The organism is Thiobacter subterraneus (assembly GCF_055379455.1).
Genome location: NZ_AP042402.1, coordinates 957,926 through 980,149 on the forward strand (window position 1 = coordinate 957,926; position 22,224 = coordinate 980,149).

The window sequence follows — 22,224 nt, forward strand, 5'->3', positions numbered from 1 at the left end:
GCACGGCCAAATGGAATTGATCCAGTTCATCGACCTCGACCTCACGGGCGCGATCCTGCTCATCCTCATCGGTTTCGTGGGCGGCATGGTGTCCGGCTTCATCGGCTCCGGCGGCGCCTTCGTGCTGACGCCGGCCATGATGACCCTGGGTGCGCCCGGCATCGTGGCGGTCGCCTCCAACATCTGCCACAAGTTTCCCAAGGCGCTGGTGGGCGCCATCAAGCGGCACAAATACGGCCAGGTGGACGTCAAGCTGGGCCTGGTGATGGGTGTGTTCGCAGAGCTGGGCATGCTCTACGGCAAACACGTGATGACCGGCATCAAGGACCGCTTCGGCGCGGTGGGAACCGATCTCTACGTGTCCGCCATATTCGTGGTGGTGCTAGCCATCGTGGGCGGTTTCGTCTATCGCGACTACCGCAAGCTCAAAAGCCATCCCCATGGCGAGGAGCACCGCATCACCCGTCTCGCCAGGTGGGTGCAGTCAGTGCACATTCCGGGCACCATGATCTACTTCCCGGGCGCCAAGGCAAAGATTTCCTTCCTGTTCGTCGCCCCCATGGGCTTCGCCACCGGCATGCTGGCCTCCACCATCGCCGTCGGCGGCTTCATCGGCGTGCCCGCCATGATCTACATCTTCGGCGTGCCGGCCCTCATGGCTTCGGCCACGGAGTTGGTCATCGCCTTCGTCATGGGGTTGGGCGGCACCATCTTCTACGGGCTGGAAGGCATGGTGGACCTGCGCCTGGCCATGCTGATCCTGCTGGGCTCCCTGTTCGGCATCCAGCTGGGCGCCATCGGCACCACCTATGTGAAGGATTATCAGGTCAAGCTCACCATGGCGGTGATCATGCTCACCGTCCTGTTCAGCCGCTTGTTCTACATTCCGGGCTATCTGTCCAAGCTCGGACTGATCGAGCCCCTGCCCGAAACCACGCTCAAGACCCTCAAGATGGCGGGTGACGGCGTGCTGGCCCTGGCCCTGCTGCTGGGGGCGATCACCGTGCTCACCGCCCTGATCCGGGGCATGGCGGAACACCGCCGGCAGCACGAAGTGCTGAGCGAGACCCAGGGCATCGTCCAGTAAGGCCGTCGGGCCGGGGATGCGCGAAGGCAGCCGCTGGCTGCCTTTGCTTTTTGACGGGGTTAGAATGACGCGCCATGCGCATCCTCATCATCGAAGACAACCCCGATCTTGCCGCCAATCTGGTGGAATACCTCACGGACCGGGGCCATGCCGCGGACGTCGCCGGTGACGGGGTAACCGGCCTGCATCTGGCCACGGTCAACGACTACGATGCCATCGTGCTGGATCTGATGCTGCCCGGCATGGATGGCATCACGCTGTGCCGCAAGCTGCGCGAGGAGGCTCACAAGACCACGCCAGTGCTCATCGTCACCGCGCGCGATGCCCTGGACGACAAGATCGTGGGCCTGGAATCCGGCGCCGACGATTACGTGGTCAAGCCCTTCGCCCTGCGCGAGGTGGAAGCGCGCCTCAAGGCGCTGGCGCGCCGGGCCCAGAGCCAGGGGCTGCAGACAAGGCTGCGCGTGGGCGACCTGAGCTTCGATACCGACACCCTCAGGATCACCCGCGGCGAGCGCCCCATCCATCTGCCGCCCATTCCCCTGCGCCTGCTGGAGGTCCTGATGCGCCATTCCCCCCGGGTCGTAAGCCGCAGCGAACTGGAACATGCGGTGTGGGGCGACACACCGCCGGACAGCGACGCGCTGCGCGCCCACATGCATCTGCTGCGCCGCGCCATCGATGCCCCGGGCGAGGTGCCGCTGCTCCACACCGTGCGCGGAATGGGCTATCAGCTGGCGGAAGGCGATGCGGCCCCTGCCCCGTAGCCTGCGGCTGCGGGTCGCGTTCGCCTTCGCCTGGTTCGGCGCGCTGATCAGCCTGCTGCTCGCCACCGGCCTTTACCTCTCCGCACGCGACCTGGGCACGCGCCTGATGGACGAGACCCTGAACGCCGAGCTGGAAGACTACCTGGCCCGCCGCGCGCGCAATCCCCATTCCCTGCCGCCCCACACCCTCATGCTGCGCGGCTACGTGATCTCCCCGGCGCTCCCCGCGGGGGACGTGCCTGCGGCCGTGCGCAACCTCCCACCGGGCCGCCACGGGCTGCGCCTGGAGGGGCGCCCCTACCGCGTCGCGGTTGCCGAGCGGGGCGGTGAGCGCTACGTGATGCTGTTCGACGAGACGCCGCACATCGAGCGGGAACGGCGCTTTCTGCTGGTGCTGGGCGCCGCCGTGCTGATCATGACCCTGGTCTCCGCAGCCGGCGGCTACTGGCTCGCAGGGCGCGTGGTGGCGCCGGTCACGCGGCTGGCGCGCGAGATTTCGACGGCCAGCCCCGAAGCCCAGGCACCGACACTGGCCAGCCATTTCGGTGACGACGAGGTGGGGGACATGGCGCGCGCTTTCGATGGCTACATTGCGCGCCTGCGTGCGTTCATCGACCGGGAACGCGCCTTTACCGCCGACGTCAGCCACGAGCTGCGCACGCCCCTGGCGGTGATCCAGGGCGCGGCGGAGGTGCTGGCGGAGGATTCCACCCTGAGCGACCGGCAGCACGCGCGCATCGAACGCATCGCCCGCGCCAGCCGCGACATGGTGGAACTGATTACCGCCCTTTTGCTCCTGGCACGGGAGGAAACGGCCCGCGCCCGTCCCGACGAGCAATGTCCGGTGAAGGAGGTGCTGCTGGAATGCGTGGACCGTCACCGTCATCTCATCGAAGGGCGTCCGGCCCGGCTGGAACTGGAGATCGTGGGCGAACCGGTCCTGCCGGCCGAACGCACCCTGCTCTCCATCGTCATCGGCAACCTGGTGCGCAACGCCTTCGCCTATACCGAGCGGGGACGGGTGGAAATCCAGCTCCTGGCGGATCGCCTGGTGGTGCGGGACACCGGCATCGGCATCAAGGCCGATGAGCTGGCACGGGTGTTCCAGCGCTACTACCGCGGCGCGGCCAGCACCGGCGCGGGTATCGGCCTGTCGCTGGTCAAGCGCATTTGCGACCGCTACGGCTGGCAGGTGCTGATCGACAGCCGCGAGGGAGAAGGCACCACCGCCCAGCTGGTGTTTCAGAGCGTTTCCGGCCTGCCTTGACGGCCTCTTGACACAAACTTGACCCGAGTTTGACGGGCCGCCGGCTACCATGGAAAACCGTTTCCAACGAGCCGCGCGCTTTTCATGCTCCCTCGCACCGCCCCGCTGGACCGTTTCCTGCCCTTCCTGCGCTGGTGGCCGCGGGTGGACCGGCGCACGCTGCGGGCGGATGCGATTGCCGGCCTCACCGGCGCCCTCATCGTCCTGCCCCAGGGCGTGGCCTTCGCCACCATCGCCGGCCTGCCTCCCCAGTACGGCCTCTACGCCGCCATGGTGCCCGCCGTCATCGCCGCCCTGTTCGGCTCCAGCTGGCATCTCGTCTCCGGCCCCACCACCGCCATCTCCATCGCGGTGTTCGCCTCCGTCGCCCCCCATGCCACCCCCGGCAGCCCCGAGTTCATCAAGCTCGTGCTCACCCTCACCTTCCTGGTGGGCGTGTTCGAACTCCTCCTGGGACTCGCCCGCATGGGCACCCTGGTCAACTTCATCTCCCACACCGTGGTCATCGGCTTCACCGCCGGCGCCGCCCTCCTCATCGCCGGCAGCCAGATCAAAAACTTCTTCGGGCTGGACATTCCCCGCGGCACACCCTTTCACGAGACCCTGCGCCAGCTCTTCCTGCATCTTGGCGACATCAATCCCTACGTGACGGCGGTGGCCGTGGTGACCCTCCTCTCCGGCATCCTGGTCAAGCGCTTCCTGCCGCGCATCCCCTACATGATCGCAGCCATGCTGGTGGGCAGTTTTTTCGCGGCGTGGCTCAATGGATTGCTGGGCGAGAGCATCACCCAAATCAAGACCGTAGGCGCGCTGCCCGCCGGCCTGCCGCCCCTGTCCATGCCGGATTTCTCGCTCAAGGCCCTGCACGACATGTTCTTCCCGGCCCTGGTGGTGACCATGCTGGCGCTCACCGAGGCAGTGTCCATCTCCCGTGCCATCGCCGCCAAGTCCGAGCAGCGCATCGACGGCAACCAGGAATTCATCGGCCAGGGCCTGTCCAACATCCTGGGCAGCTTCTTCTCCAGCTACGCCTCCTCCGGTTCCTTCAACCGCAGCGGCGTCAACTACGCCTCCGGCGCCCAGACCCCCCTCGCCGCGGTGTTCGCCTCCCTCGCCCTGGTCCTGATCCTGCTCCTGGTAGCACCCCTCGCCGCCTACCTGCCCACCGCCGCCATGGCCGGCATCCTGTTCCTGGTGGCCTGGGGACTGATCGATTTCCATCACATCGCCACCATCCCGAAAGTGAGCCGCAGCGAATCCCTCGTACTCTGGGTGACCCTGATCGGCACCCTCATCAACCTGGAGAAGGGCATCTTCTTCGGGGTGCTGCTGTCCCTCATGTTCTACCTCTACCGCACCTCCCGTCCCCAGGTGCAGGCGGTGGTGCCAGATCCGGAGCCCGGCAGCTACCACTACATCGACGCCACCGGCCGTCCCGAATGTCCCCAAGTCAAGATGCTGCGCATCAACGGCTCCATCTTCTTCGGGGCGGTGGACCACGTGCAGTCGCGCCTGCACGAGGTGGACGCAGACAACCCCCAGGCCCGACACCTGCTCATCGTGGCCACCGGCATCAACTTCGTGGACATCGCGGGCGCGGAAATGCTCGCCCAGGAGGCCAAGCGCCGCCGGCGCATGGGCGGCGGGCTCTACTTTTATCGCATGAAGGACAGCGTGCGGGAGATGCTCGCCAGAGGCGGATGGCTCGCTGAGATCGGTGAGGAAAACCTGTTCCCGGCACGCACCGATCCCATGCAGCGCATCTACCCCATGCTCGATTCCGGGATCTGTGCGCGTTGCGACAGGCGCATCTTCGCCGCCTGTCGCGCCGCGGCGACCTCGGGTGAAATGGCGGAACCGGCGCTGCGCCGCGTCGCAGGCTGAGCATGCAGGGCTACCGGCGCATCCTCGCCCTGATCGAGCTCACGCCGGATGGCGAGCAGGTGGCACGGCGCGCCACCGCCCTGGCGCACGCCACCGGCGCCCGCCTGGCCCTGGCCACGGTGGCCGATACCACCGACGAGGAAACCAGCCTGGCGCCCGTGCTCACGCCGGGTCAGGCCCGCGCGGCCCTGGCCGCGACCCTGGAACGCCGTCTCGCACATCTCGCCGCGAGGATCGGCGCATCCCAGGCAGAGGTACTTGCGCTGGCCGGGCCGCGCACTGTCATGCTCGACGAACTCCTGGAACGCTGGCAGCCGGATCTGGTGCTGGCCGCGGCCCAGCCGGGCCTTGGGCCGGGCTGGCGCCCGCGCCGCGATGCACCCTGCGACCTGCTGCTGGTCCGGCTGCCGCCGCCGCGCACCCTCACCGGGCGGCTGGTGCGCGCCCTGGCTGCCGCCCTCTGATTCCCCGCGCCCGCGTCTCGGGCTAAAATAGGGCGATTTATTCCGCGCGCCCAACATGATCCGCAAGAACCCCCGGGGCGACCTGCCCGTCGTCGCCGCCTCCGCCTTCGTCGATCCCACCGCCATCCTGTGCGGCAAGGTGATCGTGGGCGACAACGTGTTCATCGGTCCCTATGCGGTAATCCGCGCCGACGAGGTGAACGAGGCAGGCGACATGGAGCCCATCATCATCGGCGCCAATTCCAACATCCAGGACGGGGTGGTCATCCACTGCAAGGCCGGCGGCGGCGTCATCATCGGCGAAGGCACGTCGATCGCCCACCGCTCCATCGTCCATGGCCCATGCCGGGTGGGCAACAACGTCTTCATCGGTTTCAACTCGGTGCTGTTCAACTGCACCGTGGGCGACGGCTCGGTGGTGCGCCACAACTCCGTGGTGGAGAACTGCACCGTCCCGCCCGGCTTCTACATTCCCTCCACCGTCAACATTCACTCCGATGCCGAGCTGGCCCACATCGAGCCGGTGAGCCCCGACGTGGCCGGCTTCTCCGAATCCGTCGCGGAAGCCAACCGCGAACTGGTCAAGGGCTACAACCGCATCCGCAACGAGTTCTGAGCGGGGTCCCGCAAATCAGCCCCGCCCGCTGCCCCGGACGAGCCAGTCGGGCAGCTTGCGGTCGCCCGCGTGTTCGATGATGTACTGCCGGATCAGACGCCGCACCACTTGGGACGGCGTGAGGTCCTGCTGCGCGCAGATCTCCTCGAACAGCTTCTTCTTGCGCGGGTCGATCAGGATGGTCAGGCGGGCAGTGCGTTGTTCCATGGCAAATCGTGCAGGACGGGACGTGGCTGTATGTTAATATGATTAACATTGAAGCTGCAAGTCATTAACACTAGAATCACCACAACCGTCCGCGAAGATTTCCCATGGCGTCCACCGCCCCCGCACTGTCCCTGCAGCTGACCTGGGGTTGCCTGCTGGCCTGGCTGGCCCTGGGCGGGCTGCAGCTTTTCACCGGCTGGCGTCGGCTCTACGCCGCTTCCGCCCTGGTGGCCCTGTTTCTTGCAGGCATCAGTCTGACTACCCTCGATGGCCCACCCCAGACCATGATCCTGCCCCTGGGGTTGCCGAGCCTGCCCTTCCACCTGCGCCTGGACGCCCTGTCCGCCCTGTTTCTCGCCGTGCAGGGCCTGGCGGCCTTCGGGGTGAGCGTCTATGCCGTGGGTTATTTCCGGAGTCTCGACGGCGCCACCGCACGCACCACCGGCCTCTGGTACAACCTGTTCCTGGCAGGCATGGCGCTGGTGGTGCTGGCAGACGATGCCTATGCCTTCATGGTGGCCTGGGAGCTGATGGCGCTGGCATCGTATTTTCTGGTCACCACCGATCACGCCGTGGATGAGATCCGGCGCGCCGGCTTCCTGTACCTGCTCATGGCCCACGTGGGCGCCGTGGCGTTGCTGCTGGCCTTCGGCGTGATTCAGGGCGGCCAGGGCGCCTACACCTTCGATGCGATGCGCGCGGCCACGCCCACGCCGTTCTGGGCGGCGGTGGCCTTCCTGCTCGCGGTATTCGGCTTCGGCGCCAAGGCCGGGCTGGTGCCGGTGCACGTGTGGCTGCCGGAGGCGCATCCGGCCGCGCCGTCTCCGGTATCGGCCCTGATGTCGGGCGTGATGCTCAAAACCGCCATCTACGGGCTTCTGCGCATCACCCTGGACCTGCTGCCGGCACAGCCCGCCTGGTGGGGCACGCTGCTGATTCTGCTGGGTCTCGTCTCTGCCCTCTATGGCGTGATCTTCGCCGCGGTGCAGTCCGACATCAAACGACTGCTGGCCTGGTCGTCCATCGAAAACATCGGCATCATCGTCACCGGCCTTGGCCTCGCCCTCATATTCCGCGCGGAAGACAAGGCGGCGCTGGCCGCCCTGGCCCTGACCGCCGCACTCTACCACGTGCTCAACCATGCGCTCATGAAAGGTCTGCTGTTCGTGGGCACCGGCTCTGTGCTGCACGCCACGGGCACGCGCCTGATGGGCGGGCTGGGCGGGCTGATCCGTGCCATGCCTTGGACGGCGACTTTGATGCTGATCGGCGTGTTCGCCATCGCGGGGCTGCCACCCCTCAATGGTTTCGCCTCGGAATGGCTGCTTTTGCAGGCCTTCCTGTTCACGCCGGGGCTGACCCAACCCTATCTCAACATGATCATCCCGGTGGCGGCCGCCGCCGTGGCGCTCGCCGCGGCGCTCGCCGCCTACGTCATGGTCAAGCTCTATGGCGTGACCTTCCTCGGCCAGCCGCGCAGCCCGGAACTCCAGCGTGCCCACGAGGCGGGCTGGCCGGAGCGCTTCGGCATGCTCTGGCTCGCGGCCGGCTGCATCGTCCTGGGGCTCGCTCCTTCGGCGGCCCTCACCCTCATCGCCCCCGCCAGCCGGTTCCTGCTCGGCGCGTCCCTGCCCGTCGGGGACGGGCTGTTCCTGACGCCCATCGATGCCGAGCGGGCGAGCTACGCGCCAGGCATGCTGCTGGCGGTCATCGTGATCGTGCTCCTGCTCGCGGCGCTCGGGGTACGCCTGCTCTACCACGGCCGGGTGCGCCGCTCGGCGGCCTGGGACTGCGGCTATCCGGAACAGGACGCGCGCATGCAGGATACGGCGGAAGGGTTCGGACAACCCATCCGCCACGTGTTCGAAAGCTTCATGAAGGTGGAGCGCGAAGTGCCCGATCCCTTCGATCGCAGGCCGCGCTACCGCGGCGCAACGCTGGATCGGCTGTGGTTTCTCCTGTATGCACCGCTGGCACGGGTCGTGGCCTGGCTGTCGGAGCAGGCGGCGCGCGTGCAGCAGGGCCGCATCCAGTGGTACCTGTTCTACAGCTTCGCGACCCTCACCTTTCTGCTGTTCTTCGTGAGCCGCTAGCCCATGGAAAGCGGAATCGCCCTGCAACTGGGCCAGACCCTGCTGGCGGTGCTGGCCGCCCCCCTGCTCCTGGGTTGGGTCAACGCCTGCCGCGCCTGGCTGTCCAACCGCCGCGCCCCTTCGCTGCTCATGCCCTATCGCCAGCTGCGCCGCCTGTTCCACAAGGACGTGGTGCTGGCGAACCAGGCCTCGCCCCTGTTCCGTCTGGCTCCCTACGCCATCTTTGCCTGCATGGTGCTGGCCGCAGGCATCGTGCCCACGCTCATGAACGATCTGCCCTTTTCGCCCGCCGCGGACGCCATCGCCCTGGTGGGCCTGTTCGCCATGGCACGCATGTTCCAGGCCCTGGCCGCGATGGATGTGGGCACCGCCTTCGGCACGCTGGGGGCACGCCGGGAAATGCTGGTGGCGTTCCTGGCGGAACCGGCCCTGCTCATGGTGTTCTTCACCGCCAGCCTGATCGCCCGTTCCACGGCGCTGCCCACCATCGTGGACGTGTTCGCCCACCAGCAGTTTGCCATCTATCCCAGCCTGGCCTTCGCCGCCGTCGCCTTCTGGATGGTGTCCACCGCGGAAAACGCACGCATCCCGGTGGACAACCCCACCACCCATCTCGAACTCACCATGATCCACGAGGCCATGATCTTGGAATACTCGGGGCGGCATCTGGCCCTCATCGAATGGGCGGTGGCCCTCAAGCTGTTCACTTATTCGGCGCTGGGCATCGCCCTGTTCCTGCCCTGGGGGATCGCCCCCGTCGGCCATTGGGCAGGGTTGCCGCTGGCGGTGGCGATGCTGGCTTTGAAACTGGCGCTGGGCGGCTTTGTCCTCGCTCTCCTGGAAACCCTCAACGCCAAGATGCGGCTGTTCAGGGTGCCGGAGTTTCTGGGCACGGCCTTCCTACTCGCAGTGCTGGGCATGCTGGTGCATTTCCTGCTGGAGACGTGATGGCCCTGGCGCTGCCCCTGCAACTGGTCAATCTGCTCGCAGCGACCCTGCTTCTGATTGCGTTTGCAATGTTGTCGCAGCGGCGCATCATCGGGCTGATCACGCTGTTCGCCTGGCAGGGCCTGGCGCTGGCCCTGTCCACCACACTGGTCGCCGTGCATACGGCCCAGTCCCACCTGCTCGCGTCGGCGGGACTCACCCTGCTGCTCAAGGTGATCGTGCTGCCCTGGATCTTTTTCCGCCTGGTGCGACGGCTCAACGTGGAGCGCGACGTGGAGCCCGTCATCAACATTCCCACCACCATGCTGATCGGCATCGTGCTGGTGATATTCGCCTTCAACCTGGCTCAACCGATTTCCGCTCTGGCGGGGACCGTCACCCGCTCCACCCTGGGGATCGCCATGGCGGTGGTCCTGCTGTCCTTTCTGATGATGATCAGCCGACGCCAGGCCATCGCCCAGGTGATCGGTTTCCTGGCCATGGAAAACGGCCTGTTCTTCGCAGCCACCAGCGCCACCTACGGCATGCCCCTGGTGGTGGAGCTGGGCATTGCCCTGGACGTGCTGGTGGGTGTGTTCGTCCTGGTGATTTTCTTCTTCCAGATTCGGGAAACCTTCGAATCGCTGGATTTGCGCCACCTGGAAAAACTGAGGGAACGCTGACATGGCCCTGATCTGGGTACTCGTGCTGCCCCTCCTGGGCGGCCTGGTGCTGGCCCTTTTGGGACACCGGCGCATCGCGCCCGCGGTGAATGTCCTGTTCTCCCTGGCCACCTTCCTCGCCACCCTGGCGCTGGCCCATGACGTGGCCCGCCATGGCCCGTTCACCTTCGCCCATGACTGGTTCTTCATCGATCCCTTCAATGTGTTCCTGGTGGCCCTCACCGCCTTCGTCGGTTTCACCACGGCGGTGTTCTCCCGCCCCTACATGCGCATCGAGGAGGATCATGGCCGGGTCGCTGCCGCGCGCCTGCGCATGTACCACGCGAGCTATCAGGTCTTCCTCGCCATGATGCTGCTTGCACTCACCACCAACAACATGGGTATCCTCTGGGTGGCCATGGAGGGTGCCACCCTCGCGACGGTGCTGCTGGTCTCCCTCTATCGCACGCCGGCCTCCCTGGAGGCCGCGTGGAAATATTTCATCCTGTGTGGCGTGGGCATCGCCCAGGCGCTGTTCGGCACCATCCTGCTCTATTTCGCCGCGGAGCGCGTGCTGGGGGAAGGCGGCACCGCCCTGTTGTGGACCCACCTGGACGCGGTGAAGGGCCAGCTGGAACCGGTCGTGCTGCAGCTCGCCTTCATCTTCCTGCTGGTGGGCTACGGCACCAAGGTGGGGCTGGTGCCGCTGCACAGCTGGCTGCCGGACGCCCACGCCGAAGGCCCGACACCGGTGTCGGCGGTGTTGTCGGGCCTGCTGCTCAACGTGGCCCTGTACGCCGTGGTGCGCGGCAAGGTGCTGGTGGACGGCGCCCTGCACACCGAGCTGGCCGGCAATCTGATGATGGGTTTCGGCATCGCCAGTGTGGGGCTCGCCGCTCTGCTGCTCAAACGTCAGATGGACGTGAAGCGCATGTTCGCCTACTCCTCCATCGAGCACATGGGCCTCATCACCTTCGCCTTTGGGATGGGTGGGGTGACCGCCAGCTTCGCCGGCCTGCTGCACATGACCATGCATTCCCTTACCAAATCGGCAATCTTCTTCGCCGTGGGCCATGCCACCCAGAAGGCCGGTACCCAGGTCATGGACGACATCCGTGGACTGCTCCGCTCCAACCCGACCATTGGCTGGGGGCTGCTGCTGGGCACCGTGGCCATCCTCGGTGTGCCGCCCTTTGGCGTGTTCGCCAGCGAATTCCTCATCATCACCACCGCCATGCACGACCATCCCTGGGCCACGCCCTTCCTGATCGCGTCCTTGGGCATCGCCTTCGCTGCCATTTTCGGGCGCGTGCAGCCCATGGTGTTCGGTGAGGCGCGTCTGCCCCGCCTGCGTCATCAGCCGGCGCTGCTGCCCGTGTTCCTGCATCTGGGACTGGTTTTGCTGCTGGGCCTGTACATTCCGGAGTTCCTCGCGGACTGGTATCACCAGGCCGCGCGCATGCTGGGAGGCTGATGCCATGCCCCACCACATCGATCTCAAACTGCAGCCCCAGCACGGCGCGGGGCCGGTCTGGCAGTTCGAGCTCGGACGCGAGCGACTGGCCGCCTTCGCCCGCGGCATCCGGGAGGAAGGGGGGCAGCTGCTTGCCCTGTGGGGCAGCGATGACCGGCATCTCGGGGCCGGCTTCACCCTGCACACCGCCTATCTCTCCGCGTTGGGTCTCATCTGGGCCAGGACGCCACTGGATGGGCACGCGCCCAGCTACCCCGACCTCGCCCATATCTTTCCCCAGGCGGCACGCATGCAGCGCGCCAGCTACGACCTGCTGGGCCTGACCGCGCAGGATGCAGACGATGGGCGCAAGTGGCTACGCCACGCCGCCTGGCGGGCCGGAGACTTCCCCCTGCGGCGCGACTTCGCCGGAGCAGGGGCCGAGGCTATGGATGCCTACCCCTTCGTGCGCGTAGAGGGTCAGGGTGTGCACGAGATCCCCGTGGGCCCGATCCATGCCGGCGTGATCGAGCCCGGACACTTCCGCTTCTCCGTGATCGGCGACCGGGTGCTGCGGCTGGAGGAACGCCTGGGCTACACCCACAAGGGCGTGGAGAAACGATTCGAAGGACTGGATCCGGCCACCGGGGCACGGCTGGCGGGACGGGTATCCGGCGACAGCCACAGTGCCTTCGCCTGGGCCTTCTGCATGGCGGTGGAAACCGCGCTGGAGACCACGCCACCGGTCCGCGCCCAGTGGCTGCGCGCCCTGTTCCTGGAAATCGAGCGCCTGGTCAACCATCTGGGCGATCTGGGTTATCTCGGCAACGACGTGGCGCTTGGCTTCGGCTTCAACCAGTTCTGGCGCATCAAGGAAACCTGGCTGCGTGCCTGCCGGGAGTGGTTCGGTCACCGCTATCTGTTCGACTGCATCGTGCCCGGCGGTGTCGCCTGCGAGCTCACGGCGACCGCGGCGCAGGCGCTCGTACGCCTTGCCCGGGCGACGCGCGACGAGGTGCAGCCGCTGCTCGAGCTCTACGAAGAACATGCGGGTGTGCAGGACCGCTTCACGGGCACCGGGGTCCTGACGCCGGCCCTGGCGGCCCAGCTTGGGGCCATCGGTCTCGCCGGCCGGGCAAGCAGCCAGGCCTGGGATGCCCGTGTGCAGTTTCCCTGGCCGCCCTACGATGCGCTGGAGGTGCAGATGGTGCTGGAAGGCAGCGGCGACGTGGCGGCACGGGCGCGGGTGCGTGCCGGCGAGCTGCTGGAATCCCTGCGTTTGCTCGAGCGCATCACAGACAACCTGCCGCCCGGGCCGCTGGCTCAGGCGCTGCCCACGCCGGAGCGCGTGTGCGAGGGGCTGGGCTGGGTGGAAGGCTGGCGCGGGCCGGTGATCGTCCACGCGCGCATGGGGGCCGACGGCCGTCTGGACCGGGTGCATCCCCATGATCCCTCCTGGCAGAACTGGCCGCTGCTGGAACTGGCGGTGCTGGGCAACATCGTGCCGGACTTCCCCCTCATCAACAAATCCTTCAATCTGTCCTACAGCGGAGCGGACCTGTAGATGCCTGCCCGGATCATCCTGCGCCAGCTATTCAAGACCGGCATCGTTTCGGAACCGCCACCGGCGCCCGACACCCTAGCAGCGCAAACGCGCGCCCTGAACGAGGAGATCCTCAGGGTCTTCGGGCGCGCCGTAGTGGTGCGCCATGTGGATGCCGGCTCCTGCAATGGCTGCGAACTGGAAATCCACGCCATGAACGGCCCCCACTACAACATCGAGGGTGCCGGCGTGAAGTTCGCGGCCAGCCCCCGGCACGCGGACGTCCTGCTGGTGACCGGCCCGGTCTCGGTCCATCTGGAAACGGCACTGCGCCGCACCTTCGAGGCCACCCCGGACCCGAAATGGGTGGTGGCCGTGGGCGACTGCGCCGCCGACGGCGGCCTGTTCGGCGAGTCCTACGCCAGCCGCGGACGCATCGCCAACGTGATTCCGGTGGACGTGGTGGTGCCGGGCTGCCCGCCCGACCCGCGGCAGATTCTGGCGGGCATCCTCAGCGCCGTGCGCGCCAGCCCGGCCAGCCGCGCCGAGGCGGCCGGGGCCTAAAGTCGCGGTCCGGGCGGCCGTAAATCCTGGCAGGTGAACCGGGAGACGAACGCCATGGACGACCCCGAAGACTACCTGATCATCTCCAGCCTGCAGGAGGACGGGCGCAAGCTGCGTCCCGGGGACTGGGTGGAGCGCATTTCCTCCGCCCTGGCGAGTTTCGACGAGAACCGGCGGCTGCACTATTCCGCCAGCGTGCACCCCTGCATCATCGACGGGGAGAAATGCCTGGTGGTGGCGCGTGGCCTGGAGCAGGCCGACCCCGCAGCTTACGCCTTCGTGATGGAATTCGCCCGCGCCAACCGCCTGCGCATTCTCGCGGACCGGCGCAGCGGCGCGCGCGCCCTGCCCCTGCCACCCGCCAGCGCCTGACGGCCGCGCCTTTGCGCCTGCGCGGCCCTGTGGGACAATCGGGCCGGTCTCACCTTGGAAGCCGTGTCCATGGGCCACCGCCTGAGCCGCATCACCACCCGCACCGGAGACGACGGCACCACCGGCCTCGGTGATGGCAGTCGTCTGCCCAAGCACGCCCCCCGCATCGCCGCTTTGGGGGACATCGACGAACTGAACAGCACCCTCGGCCTGCTTCTGGCGGAACCGCTGCTTCCCGCGGAGTTTCGGGCGCTGCTTACGCGCATCCAGCACGAGCTGTTCGAGCTGGGCGGGGAGGTATCCATTCCCGGTCACACGCGCATGACCGATGCCATGGCGTTGCAACTGGAGCAGGACCTGGAAGCGCTGAACGCGCCACTGCCCCCCCTGCGCGAGTTCATCCTGCCCGGCGGCAGTCCGCCGGCTGCGCTCTGCCACCTCGCGCGTGCGGTATGCCGGCGGGCGGAACGCAGCCTGGTGGCCCTCGCCGGCGGGGAAGCCGTCTCGCCGGCGGCGCTGCGCTATCTCAACCGACTGTCCGACCTGCTGTTCGTGCTGGCACGGGCCATCAACCGCCAGCTCGGCCAGCCGGACGTGCTGTGGCAGCCGCGCGGCTGACCGCCGCCACCTGCCGCACCGCCGCCATGACAATGTTGTCATGGATAAAACGCTCAAGATCCCGGATATCCGGACGTAAAAGGCGGCATAAGCGGAGCGTTTCCCATGCCCTGGACATTCCCACCCCGGCCGCCCGAGCGGCCTGGGACAGCCGCCCCACCCCAGTCGGATCCGTCGGCCGGCGACGCCACCGGAAGCGGTCGGGAACAGCCCCGGACCGTTTTCCTCGCGCGCGAGCCCGTGTTCGACGCCACGGAACGGGTGGTGGGCTACGAGCTGCTGGTCCGCCCCGGCGGGATGGTGCCCCCGGCGCCGCCGCGCGACCCCGACGAGGAGATCAGCCTCCTTGTGGACACCCTGACCCGGTTCGGCGTGGAGCAGGCCCTGGGCGACAAGATGGGTTTCCTGCGCCTCGGCCTGCCTGCCCTGTTCAGCGATCTGGTGGAGCTCATCCCGAGGCAGCGTTTCGTACTGGAATACACCCTGCCCGAGGCGCTGGACGATGCCCTCCTCAGCCGTCTCGCCACCTTGCACGGGCGTGGCTTCCAACTGGGCCGGCGCTGGATGGGGAACGAGCCGGGGCTGCTCGAGGCGCGCAAGACCGCGAGTCTCGTGGTCTATGACCTCGCTCTCACGCCCCTCCAGGAAATCGCGCGCATCGATCGCCTGGCCAGACCACAGCACCTGCAGCGCCTCGTGCGCAACGTGAACAGCCGCACCGATTTCGAAGCCTGTCGCGCCTTCGGCTTCGAGTTCTACCAGGGACGGCTGCTCGCCCCCGCCCAGACCCTGGCAGTCAACCGGCTCGACCCCAGCCGCGCGCGGGTGATGGAAATCTTCAACCTGGTGATCGGCCAGGCCGACGTGGCCAGAATCGAGAACGCCTTCAAGCACGACGTGGCCCTGTGCTACAGCCTGCTTTGCTACATCAATTCCGCGGGCATCGGGCTTCAGTACAAGGTATCGTCGATTCGCGACGCAGTCATGCTGCTGGGCTACGATTTCCTCTGGCGCTGGCTCAGCCTGCTCATCTTCGCCGGCGTGGATCTCACCGCGGCCCAGCGCCTGCTGCTCAACACCGCGGTGATTCGCGGTCGCCTGGCCGAGCTCCTGGGCCAGTCCCGGCTGTCCAGCCGGGACGGCAACTACCTTTTCATCACCGGCATGTTCTCCCTGCTGGATACCCTGCTGGGGATGCCGCTGTCCGAGGTGGCCGCGCGCCTGCATCTGCCGGAGGAAGTGACCCAGGCTCTGGTGCACCGCCAGGGCCGTTATGCGCCCTATCTCGAGCTGGCGCTGGCCTTCGAGAACGATGACGGGCAGCGGGCCGCCCAGCTTTGCGCCGCGCTCCAGCTGGACATGAACGAGGCCAGCCGCGCCCACCTTGCCGCGATCGAATGGGCGGGCGTGCTGGCGAAATGAGCGCAGCCGCCGCGGGCACGGCCTGCGCTCATTCCTGGGCCAGGCCCTCGCGGTGGGTCCGGTTGATGACTTCGAGCAGGCCCCGGAAGGGAATGAAGCGCCCGTACTGGCGCACGAGGGGCATGAAGGGGAGATCCTCCGCGGCCGGGAACTGGTAGCGACCGGCCGTCATGGCGTCGTAGAGTTCGCGCAGGGACTTGTCGAGGGGGCCGAGGTACTGGTTGTACAGGTCCACATCGTCCAGCTCCTCCTCGTCCAGGAGGCAGGCCCGCAGCTCGTCCACCTCGTACACTGCCTGGTGCACCAGGTCCAGGTACTCATCCCAGGTCTTGGGACCTCTCATCTGCATGGTTCGCCTCTCAAATGAAACGGGGGCGGCCCGACAACCGCCCCCCATTGCCTACACGCCGTGCCGGATCACTTCTTGGCCGCAAAGGCTTCCAGCTTGGGCGCACGGATCACCTGACCATCTAGGCCCGCGTCCTTGGCCGAGCCCCCATAGGCCAGGGTCATGAGCTGGCTGTAATACAGCACGGGCATGTTGAACTTGGTGCCGTAGCGCTTGTTCACCTCGCCCTGGTAGATCTCCACGTTGGCCTGACACAGCGGGCACGGGGTGACGATGAATTCGGCTCCGTGGTCATAGGCCGACTCGACGATGTCCTTGATCTGCTTCTGGCTCTTTTCCGGTTCCGAAAAGGCCAGGGCGCCGCCGCAACAGGTCACCTTCTGGTCGTAGGGCACGGCCTCGCCGCCCATGGCTTCCACCAGCTTGTCGAGATAAACCGGATTCTCGAAGGACTCGCCATGGATGCCGAAGGGGCGGTTGGTCTGGCAGCCCACGTAGCCGGCGAATTTCATGCCCTCCAGGGGCTTGACCACGGGCTTTTTGAGTTCCTCGTAGCCGAAGTCCTCCACCAGCACTTCCACCATGTGGCGCACCTCGACCTTGCCCTGATACTGCAATCCCGCTTCCTTGAGCGCCTCGTTGGCATCATTGAACAGCGTGCTGTTGTGGGCCAGCCGCTCCTTGGTTTCCCGCGCCGACAGCCAGCAGGCGGCACAGGTGGCCACCACCTGCTGCCCCGGCAGCTCTTTTTCGGCGAGTGCCAGGTTGCGGGCGTTCATCACATGGCGGGGCAGTTCGCCGCCCTCGGCATAACCGATGGACGCCCCGCAGCAGTTCCAGTCCGGAATCTCGTTGAGCTCGATATCCAGCACCTTGCACATGGACTGGACCGAAGTCAGATAGTTGGAGGCCGAGGCGCCCTTTTGCGATGAGCACCCGGGATAGAACGCGTATTGCTTTTTCGCCATCTTCCTCTCTCCTTAGGCCGCGAAGCCCTTGCGCCGGTCTTCGATCTCCCGGGCCTTTTTCAGCATGGCATGGATGCCCCTGGTGTCCTTGCAGCCGTGGCCCTTGACCAGCTCCAGGGGATTGAGACGCTTGGCCTTGAGCATGCCGAGCCCAATGTCCTTCATCGCCAGCGCGGTCTTGATGCCGGGGCCGATGCCGTCCTTGAAATACAGGCCCAGGGACAGCTTGAGTTCGTTCACACGCCCGGTCTTGACGATGTTGTCCCAGAACATCTTGGCGAATACCCGGGTGGGCTGGTTCTTGGGCGCCAGTCCCAGACGGTGCGCATAGTTGGCCAGGCCGTGCATGATGTGGGTGATGGGCAGCTTGCGCGGGCAGCGCACGATGCAGTTGTAGCAGGAGGTGCACATCCACATGGAATCGGAGGTCAGCACCTCCTCGCGCTTGCCCGCCCGGATCATCATGAAGATTTCCTGGGGCGGATGCGCCCAGTGGGGCCCGAAGGGACAGGAGCCCGAGCACACGCCGCACTGCATGCACATCTTGACCCATTCGCCCTCCTCGACGTTGGCCTCAACCTCCTTGAGGAAGTTGTTGCCGTATTTCTTGATGGCCTGGGCATTGAGATCGCTCATCATCCGCCTCCTAGAACTTGAACGGGCTCATGCCGATTTCCTTGATCTTCTCGGCATAGTCGTTGATCAGCTGCGGCACGCGCTCGATGTCGGTGATCGCCACTTCATAGTTCTGCACCCGCTCCGTTTCCAGGTTCAGGCTCTTCAGGGTGTCGTCCACCTTGGACAGGCGATAGCTCGCCATTTCCGAGCCCTTCACGAAGTGGCACTGGTACTGTTCGCCATGCTTGCAGCCCATGAGCATCACGCCATCGTAGCCGCTGTTGAGGGCGTCCGTGATCCAGATCAGGTTGACCGAACCCAGGCAGCGCACCGGGATCACCCGCACGAAGGCGCTGTAGGTCTGGCGCTTCATGCCGGCCATGTCCAGCGCCGGGTAGGCGTCGTTCTCGCAGGCAAGCACCAGGATGCGCGGCTTTTCCGAGAATTCGTCCGGAATGTCCACCGCCTTGATCTGGGAACCCACGGTATCCACCGAGTAGTTCTCGAAGGAGATCACGCGCACCGGGCAGGCGCCCATGCAGGTGCCGCAGCGGCGGCAACGGCTTTCGTTGAATACCGGATAACGCTTCTCGTCCTCGTCGATGGCGCCGAAGGGGCACTCCACGGTGCAGCGCTTGCACTGGGTGCAGCCCTCCGCCCGGAAGGTGGGATAGGAGAGGTCCCCGGAACGGGGGTGGGCGGCACGGCCGGCGGCCGCGTTTTCGATGGCCTGGATCGCCTTGAGCGCCGCACCGGTGGCATCTTCCATGGCCTGGGCGATGTCCATGGGACGGCGCACCGGCCCCGTGGGATAGATACCCGTGCGACGGGATTCGTAGGGGAAGCAGATGAAATGGGAATCCGCAAAGCCATGCACCAGCTGGGGCACGTCCGGGCCCTGGCGGTAATTGAGGTTGAGGATGGAAATGGGCTTCACGTCCACCCCCTCTTCCCGCGGCTGGTCGATGTTCACGCCGGAATTGGGCACCTGGCCGGTGGCGAGCACCACCAGATCGGCGTCGATGGTGGCGTTTTTGTCGTCCAGGATCAGATCGTGGAAGGTCACCTTGAGGCCATTGCCCGCGCTGACCACGCTGGACACCTTGCCCTTGGTGAAGGTCACACCCTTGCGCTGGGCGCTGCGGTAGAAATCCTCGCCATTGCCGGGCGTGCGCAGGTCATCGAAGATGACCACGGTGTCCACGTCCGGATTGCGATCCTTGAAGTACATCGCCTGCTTGATGCTGGTCAGGCAGCAGTGGCCGGAGCAGTAGGCCAGGTGCGTGCCGCTGGGATCCCGCTGGCCGGCACACTGGACGAACACCACGGTCTTGACCTCGACCCCGTCGGCGCGCTTGATGGGGCCCCCGTTGGCGGCACGGGCCAGCTCCTCCAGCCCCAGCTGATCCACCACGTGGGGCAGCCCGCCTCCCAGCTCGGGGAGTTTTTTCATGTCGTACAGCGTGAAGCCGGAGGCCTGGACGATGGAACCCACATGTTCCTGGCTGATGCTGCCGGACTCGGTGGCGATGTCGATGGTGAAGCGCCCGGGCGCGCCATCGGTTTTGGCGACCGTGGCGTTGAGATAGACCTTGATGTTCTTGTCGGCCTGCACCCGGGCGATCAGGTCATCCACCCCGGTGTCGGCCGGGTCCGCGAAGGGTTCCTTGTAGGCGACCCGCTTCCAGAGCTTCGCGGCCATGCCGCCCAGGGCCCCGGTCTTCTCCACCAGCACCACGCGATAACCGGCCTTGGACGCTTCCAGGGCGGCCGTCATGCCGCTGATGCCGCCGCCCACCACCAGCACGGTGTCATTGCGCGCCGCCGCCGGATTGCCGGCGGGCTGCACCATTTTCTTGACCTCGGCGCAGGCCATGCGCACGTAGTCGTCGGCCATCTCCTGGGTGGTTTCCTGATGCTCGTCCCCCTCGGGACGGATCCAGATCACGCCCTCACGCAGGTTGGCGCGGGACATGGCCACGGTGGGAAAGTGGAACGCCTCGGTCTTGGCACGCCGGGAACAGGCGGCGATGGCGATGTGGGTCACCCCTTCGTTTTCGATGTCGTTCCGGATCATCGCCACCCCTTCGCTGCTGCACAGGAAGGGATGCTCGCGCACCAGATTCATCTTGCCGTCGCGCTGGGCCACCTGCGCCAGCTGGCGGGTGTCCAGCCGCTCGCCCAGACCGCAGCCCTGGCAAATGTATGCTGCCGTTTTCTGATCTGCCATTTTCTCAAGCCTCCGCCCTTGCCACCTGGTTGACGACCTGGATCGCGCGCAAGGCGCTCGCCGTCGCCGATTGCACCGCCCGGTTCACGTCCAGCGCGTTGCTGGCGCAACCCGCCGGGAAGATGCCGCCGTTGGCCTCGTCCACCTGGATGAAGCCGCTGGAATCGGCCACCACCTGCACCGGGAGGCTGCCCGCCGGCACCGACGGTTCCATGCCGATGGCCAGCACCACCAGATCGTGCTCGTTGGCATAGCGGTGATAGCCCTCGGTGTCCACGCCGTGCAGGATGGGGTTGCCGGTCTTTTCATCCTCGACGATGCGCGCCACCTTGGATTTGATGAACTTCACGTTGGGGTTGGCCTTGACCTTGGCGTAGAAGTCCTCGAAACGGTCGATGGCGCGGATGTCGATGTAGTAGATGGTGGACTTGGCCTCGTCGCCGAATTTTTCCGTCACGTAATGGGTTTGCTTGAGGGACGCCATGCAGCAGATGCGCGAGCAGTGGCGCAGGTGGTTTTCGTCACGCGAGCCGGCGCACTGGATGAAGGCGATGTTCTTCGCCTCCTTGCCGTCCGAGGGACGCAGGATGCGCCCGCCGGTGGGACCATGGGGATCGGCCAGCCGCTCGAATTCCACGCTGGTGATCACATTGGCGTAACGGTCGTAGCCGTAGGGCTGGATCTTGGCCGCGTCATAGGGACGCCAGCCGGTGGCCCAGACCACGGCGCCCGCCTTGAGCTGGATGTGCTCTTCCTTCATGTCCAGGTCGATGGCGCCGTATTTGCAGGCCGCCTTGGCCTTTTCCGCATCCGGCGTGCCGATGGCGGAGGGATCCAGCACATAGCGCATGGGGTAGGCCATGGCATGGGGCAGGTAGGCGACCTTGGTCTTGCTCAGGCCATAGTTGAAGGCATCCGGAATCTCGCCCTCCACGGCCCGGGCGCAGTCCCCGCAGGCGGTGCAGTTCTCGTTCACGTAGCGGGGAGAAAGTTTGACGTCCACCGTGTAATCGCCGGGGCCGCCGCTGATGCCCGTCACCTCCGCCAGGGTGAATACGCGCACGCGCTTGTTGCCCTTGATGCGGCGCAGGTTGATCTCCAGACCGCAGGTGGGATGGCACAGTTTGGGAAAGTAGCGATACAGCTGGGAGACGCGGCCGCCCAGGGAGGGATTCTTCTCCAGCAGGATGACGTCCTTGCCGCATTCGGCCGCCTCCAGGGCCGCCGTCATGCCGCTGATGCCTCCGCCCACCACCAGGATCGTCTGGTTGGTTGCCACTACGTCCGTCATGAGGTCTCCTCCAAACACGGATGGGTTGACGACCCGCGGCCTGCGCCGCCGACCGTTGGGAACTCGGATCTTTTCGTCGCCCGCCGGGCATCGCAGGCGCTGTTTGTAGCCGTCGAATGTTACTCCCGTTTATGCGGCGCTTCCAGATTCCCTCCGGCCAAAGACAATTCAAATTTCTTATGTGCCGATAGACCCCCCAAATTTGACCGGGCAGCCCGGATTTTCCCGTTGCGAGAACGACTTGGCACTCAGGTATGGGGCGTCACGCGCGGCATGTTGCAAAGCTCGCCGGGCTGCGCCGGCACGTCGCGTACTTGGAATTCCATGGAGGCGAGATCCCCCAGCACATAGGTTGGAGGATTGCCCACGCCCCCCACCGTGCCCGGGTTGATGAGCAGGGTGCGGCCGCCCTTGATGTTGGGCAGCCAGGCGATTTCGGGGCGGTGTTCGTGGCCGCAGCAGACCAGGTCCCACTCACCGGTGGCGGCCATTCCCCGTGCGTAGTGGGGGTAATGCACGAGGAAGATGTTGCGCCCACCCAGCACGATGCCGGCATCGGCCCCGTAATAGTGGATCAGGCTGCCGGGCTCCTGGGCGAGCCTGCTCATGCTGAAGGTGTCCCCCATGTTGTTGCCGTGGATGACATGCACCGGCAGGCCATGCTTCTTCAGCACGCGCAGGGTGGTGGGCGCCACCACGTCGCCGCAATGGAGCACCGCCTCGGCGCCGCGCGCCCTGGCGTCCTCGACGGCATGGTCGAGCAGACGGCGGTTGTCGTGGCTGTCGGAGAGAATGCAGATTTTCATCACGCACCCGTGGCAA

At 66.3% G+C, this 22,224-nt stretch carries 22 protein-coding genes; 15 read left to right on the plus strand and 7 right to left on the minus strand.

What is annotated here, in order from left to right; genetic code table 11:
* Positions 1-10 precede the first annotated feature (10 nt).
* The 6 genes from ACZ42P_RS04855 to ACZ42P_RS04880 all read left to right on the plus strand — a co-directional run bounded on the left by ACZ42P_RS04855 (position 11) and on the right by ACZ42P_RS04880 (position 6,085).
* Entirely contained in the window at positions 11-1,087 is a 1,077-nt protein-coding gene (locus ACZ42P_RS04855) for a sulfite exporter TauE/SafE family protein (protein ID WP_464898961.1), read from the plus strand.
* Positions 1,088-1,161: 74 nt separating this feature from the next.
* Positions 1,162-1,854, plus strand: coding sequence for a response regulator transcription factor (locus tag ACZ42P_RS04860; protein WP_464898962.1), 693 nt, complete (start codon positions 1,162-1,164; stop codon positions 1,852-1,854).
* Positions 1,835-3,121 (plus strand): sensor histidine kinase, encoded by a 1,287-nt coding sequence (locus tag ACZ42P_RS04865; RefSeq protein WP_464898963.1) that lies wholly within the window; start codon positions 1,835-1,837, stop codon positions 3,119-3,121. The genes ACZ42P_RS04860 and ACZ42P_RS04865 overlap by 20 nt, the downstream gene beginning before the upstream one ends.
* An 84-nt stretch (positions 3,122-3,205) precedes the next feature.
* On the plus strand, positions 3,206-5,005 hold the full coding sequence (locus ACZ42P_RS04870) for a SulP family inorganic anion transporter (protein WP_464898964.1): 1,800 nt from the start codon (positions 3,206-3,208) through the stop codon (positions 5,003-5,005).
* 2 nt (positions 5,006-5,007) lie between these two features.
* Complete coding sequence (locus tag ACZ42P_RS04875) at positions 5,008-5,469, plus strand: universal stress protein (RefSeq protein WP_464898965.1); 462 nt, start codon at positions 5,008-5,010, stop codon at positions 5,467-5,469.
* 55 nt (positions 5,470-5,524) lie between these two features.
* Positions 5,525-6,085 (plus strand): LbetaH domain-containing protein, encoded by a 561-nt coding sequence (locus ACZ42P_RS04880; RefSeq protein WP_464898966.1) that lies wholly within the window; start codon positions 5,525-5,527, stop codon positions 6,083-6,085.
* Positions 6,086-6,100: 15 nt separating this feature from the next.
* Here ACZ42P_RS04880 and ACZ42P_RS04885 read toward each other — a convergent pair whose 3' ends face one another.
* Positions 6,101-6,292, minus strand: coding sequence for a CopG family transcriptional regulator (locus tag ACZ42P_RS04885; RefSeq protein ID WP_464898967.1), 192 nt, complete (start codon positions 6,290-6,292; stop codon positions 6,101-6,103).
* A 104-nt stretch (positions 6,293-6,396) separates the two neighbouring features.
* Here ACZ42P_RS04885 and hyfB point away from each other — a divergent pair, with 104 nt between their 5' ends.
* From hyfB to ACZ42P_RS04930, 9 genes are all read left to right on the plus strand, one after another.
* Positions 6,397-8,385, plus strand: coding sequence for a hydrogenase 4 subunit B (gene hyfB, locus ACZ42P_RS04890; RefSeq protein WP_464898968.1), 1,989 nt, complete (start codon positions 6,397-6,399; stop codon positions 8,383-8,385).
* A 3-nt stretch (positions 8,386-8,388) separates the two neighbouring features.
* Positions 8,389-9,333: a respiratory chain complex I subunit 1 family protein gene (locus tag ACZ42P_RS04895; RefSeq protein WP_464898969.1), complete on the plus strand. Its 945-nt coding sequence runs from the start codon at positions 8,389-8,391 to the stop codon at positions 9,331-9,333.
* Positions 9,333-9,995, plus strand: coding sequence for a formate hydrogenlyase (locus ACZ42P_RS04900; RefSeq protein ID WP_464898970.1), 663 nt, complete (start codon positions 9,333-9,335; stop codon positions 9,993-9,995). Before ACZ42P_RS04895 ends, ACZ42P_RS04900 begins: the two co-directional genes overlap by 1 nt.
* 1 nt (position 9,996) lies before the next feature.
* On the plus strand, positions 9,997-11,448 hold the full coding sequence (locus ACZ42P_RS04905) for a hydrogenase 4 subunit F (RefSeq protein ID WP_464898971.1): 1,452 nt from the start codon (positions 9,997-9,999) through the stop codon (positions 11,446-11,448).
* A 4-nt stretch (positions 11,449-11,452) separates the two neighbouring features.
* Complete coding sequence (locus ACZ42P_RS04910; protein ID WP_464898972.1) at positions 11,453-12,991, plus strand: hydrogenase large subunit; 1,539 nt, start codon at positions 11,453-11,455, stop codon at positions 12,989-12,991.
* Positions 12,992-13,534, plus strand: a complete 543-nt coding sequence (locus ACZ42P_RS04915) for an NADH-quinone oxidoreductase subunit B family protein (RefSeq protein ID WP_464898973.1) — start codon at positions 12,992-12,994, stop codon at positions 13,532-13,534.
* Between the two features lie 54 nt (positions 13,535-13,588).
* Positions 13,589-13,906 (plus strand): DUF3579 domain-containing protein, encoded by a 318-nt coding sequence (locus ACZ42P_RS04920; RefSeq protein WP_464898974.1) that lies wholly within the window; start codon positions 13,589-13,591, stop codon positions 13,904-13,906.
* Positions 13,907-13,975: 69 nt separating this feature from the next.
* Positions 13,976-14,524, plus strand: coding sequence for a cob(I)yrinic acid a,c-diamide adenosyltransferase (locus ACZ42P_RS04925; RefSeq protein ID WP_464898975.1), 549 nt, complete (start codon positions 13,976-13,978; stop codon positions 14,522-14,524).
* Between the two features lie 105 nt (positions 14,525-14,629).
* A complete protein-coding gene (locus ACZ42P_RS04930; protein WP_464898976.1) occupies positions 14,630-15,946 on the plus strand; it encodes an EAL and HDOD domain-containing protein in 1,317 nt (438 codons plus the stop codon).
* Between the two features lie 28 nt (positions 15,947-15,974).
* On the opposite strand, the gene ACZ42P_RS04935 is transcribed toward ACZ42P_RS04930, so the two are convergent.
* The 6 genes from ACZ42P_RS04935 to ACZ42P_RS04960 form a co-directional block, all read right to left on the minus strand.
* Positions 15,975-16,289 (minus strand): hypothetical protein, encoded by a 315-nt coding sequence (locus ACZ42P_RS04935; protein WP_464898977.1) that lies wholly within the window; start codon positions 16,287-16,289, stop codon positions 15,975-15,977.
* Positions 16,290-16,363: 74 nt separating this feature from the next.
* Complete coding sequence (locus tag ACZ42P_RS04940) at positions 16,364-17,263, minus strand: CoB--CoM heterodisulfide reductase iron-sulfur subunit B family protein (RefSeq protein ID WP_464898978.1); 900 nt, start codon at positions 17,261-17,263, stop codon at positions 16,364-16,366.
* Between the two features lie 12 nt (positions 17,264-17,275).
* Positions 17,276-17,899, minus strand: coding sequence for a 4Fe-4S dicluster domain-containing protein (locus tag ACZ42P_RS04945; protein ID WP_464898979.1), 624 nt, complete (start codon positions 17,897-17,899; stop codon positions 17,276-17,278).
* A gap of 10 nt (positions 17,900-17,909) precedes the next feature.
* The gene (locus tag ACZ42P_RS04950; RefSeq protein ID WP_464898980.1) at positions 17,910-20,111 is read right to left on the minus strand and encodes an FAD-dependent oxidoreductase; all 2,202 of its coding nucleotides are present in this window, start codon (positions 20,109-20,111) and stop codon (positions 17,910-17,912) included.
* Positions 20,112-20,115: 4 nt separating this feature from the next.
* Positions 20,116-21,402: a CoB--CoM heterodisulfide reductase iron-sulfur subunit A family protein gene (locus tag ACZ42P_RS04955; RefSeq protein ID WP_464898981.1), complete on the minus strand. Its 1,287-nt coding sequence runs from the start codon at positions 21,400-21,402 to the stop codon at positions 20,116-20,118.
* 248 nt (positions 21,403-21,650) lie between these two features.
* Positions 21,651-22,208: a metallophosphoesterase family protein gene (locus ACZ42P_RS04960; protein ID WP_464898982.1), complete on the minus strand. Its 558-nt coding sequence runs from the start codon at positions 22,206-22,208 to the stop codon at positions 21,651-21,653.
* Positions 22,209-22,224: the final 16 nt, after the last annotated feature.

Excerpts from the sequence above, each read along its gene's own strand:
- ACZ42P_RS04855 (WP_464898961.1), top strand. The coding sequence starts at position 11 with ATGGAATTGATCCAGTTCATCGACCTCGACCTCACGGGCGCGATCCTG.
- ACZ42P_RS04860 (WP_464898962.1), top strand. The coding sequence starts at position 1,162 with ATGCGCATCCTCATCATCGAAGACAACCCCGATCTTGCCGCCAATCTG.
- ACZ42P_RS04865 (WP_464898963.1), top strand. The coding sequence starts at position 1,835 with ATGCGGCCCCTGCCCCGTAGCCTGCGGCTGCGGGTCGCGTTCGCCTTC.
- ACZ42P_RS04870 (WP_464898964.1), top strand. The coding sequence starts at position 3,206 with ATGCTCCCTCGCACCGCCCCGCTGGACCGTTTCCTGCCCTTCCTGCGC.
- ACZ42P_RS04875 (WP_464898965.1), top strand. The coding sequence starts at position 5,008 with ATGCAGGGCTACCGGCGCATCCTCGCCCTGATCGAGCTCACGCCGGAT.
- ACZ42P_RS04880 (WP_464898966.1), top strand. The coding sequence starts at position 5,525 with ATGATCCGCAAGAACCCCCGGGGCGACCTGCCCGTCGTCGCCGCCTCC.
- ACZ42P_RS04885 (WP_464898967.1), bottom strand. The coding sequence starts at position 6,292 with ATGGAACAACGCACTGCCCGCCTGACCATCCTGATCGACCCGCGCAAG.
- hyfB (WP_464898968.1), top strand. The coding sequence starts at position 6,397 with ATGGCGTCCACCGCCCCCGCACTGTCCCTGCAGCTGACCTGGGGTTGC.
- ACZ42P_RS04895 (WP_464898969.1), top strand. The coding sequence starts at position 8,389 with ATGGAAAGCGGAATCGCCCTGCAACTGGGCCAGACCCTGCTGGCGGTG.
- ACZ42P_RS04900 (WP_464898970.1), top strand. The coding sequence starts at position 9,333 with ATGGCCCTGGCGCTGCCCCTGCAACTGGTCAATCTGCTCGCAGCGACC.
- ACZ42P_RS04905 (WP_464898971.1), top strand. The coding sequence starts at position 9,997 with ATGGCCCTGATCTGGGTACTCGTGCTGCCCCTCCTGGGCGGCCTGGTG.
- ACZ42P_RS04910 (WP_464898972.1), top strand. The coding sequence starts at position 11,453 with ATGCCCCACCACATCGATCTCAAACTGCAGCCCCAGCACGGCGCGGGG.
- ACZ42P_RS04915 (WP_464898973.1), top strand. The coding sequence starts at position 12,992 with ATGCCTGCCCGGATCATCCTGCGCCAGCTATTCAAGACCGGCATCGTT.
- ACZ42P_RS04920 (WP_464898974.1), top strand. The coding sequence starts at position 13,589 with ATGGACGACCCCGAAGACTACCTGATCATCTCCAGCCTGCAGGAGGAC.
- ACZ42P_RS04925 (WP_464898975.1), top strand. The coding sequence starts at position 13,976 with ATGGGCCACCGCCTGAGCCGCATCACCACCCGCACCGGAGACGACGGC.
- ACZ42P_RS04930 (WP_464898976.1), top strand. The coding sequence starts at position 14,630 with ATGCCCTGGACATTCCCACCCCGGCCGCCCGAGCGGCCTGGGACAGCC.
- ACZ42P_RS04935 (WP_464898977.1), bottom strand. The coding sequence starts at position 16,289 with ATGAGAGGTCCCAAGACCTGGGATGAGTACCTGGACCTGGTGCACCAG.
- ACZ42P_RS04940 (WP_464898978.1), bottom strand. The coding sequence starts at position 17,263 with ATGGCGAAAAAGCAATACGCGTTCTATCCCGGGTGCTCATCGCAAAAG.
- ACZ42P_RS04945 (WP_464898979.1), bottom strand. The coding sequence starts at position 17,899 with ATGAGCGATCTCAATGCCCAGGCCATCAAGAAATACGGCAACAACTTC.
- ACZ42P_RS04950 (WP_464898980.1), bottom strand. The coding sequence starts at position 20,111 with ATGGCAGATCAGAAAACGGCAGCATACATTTGCCAGGGCTGCGGTCTG.
- ACZ42P_RS04955 (WP_464898981.1), bottom strand. The coding sequence starts at position 21,402 with ATGACGGACGTAGTGGCAACCAACCAGACGATCCTGGTGGTGGGCGGA.
- ACZ42P_RS04960 (WP_464898982.1), bottom strand. The coding sequence starts at position 22,208 with ATGAAAATCTGCATTCTCTCCGACAGCCACGACAACCGCCGTCTGCTC.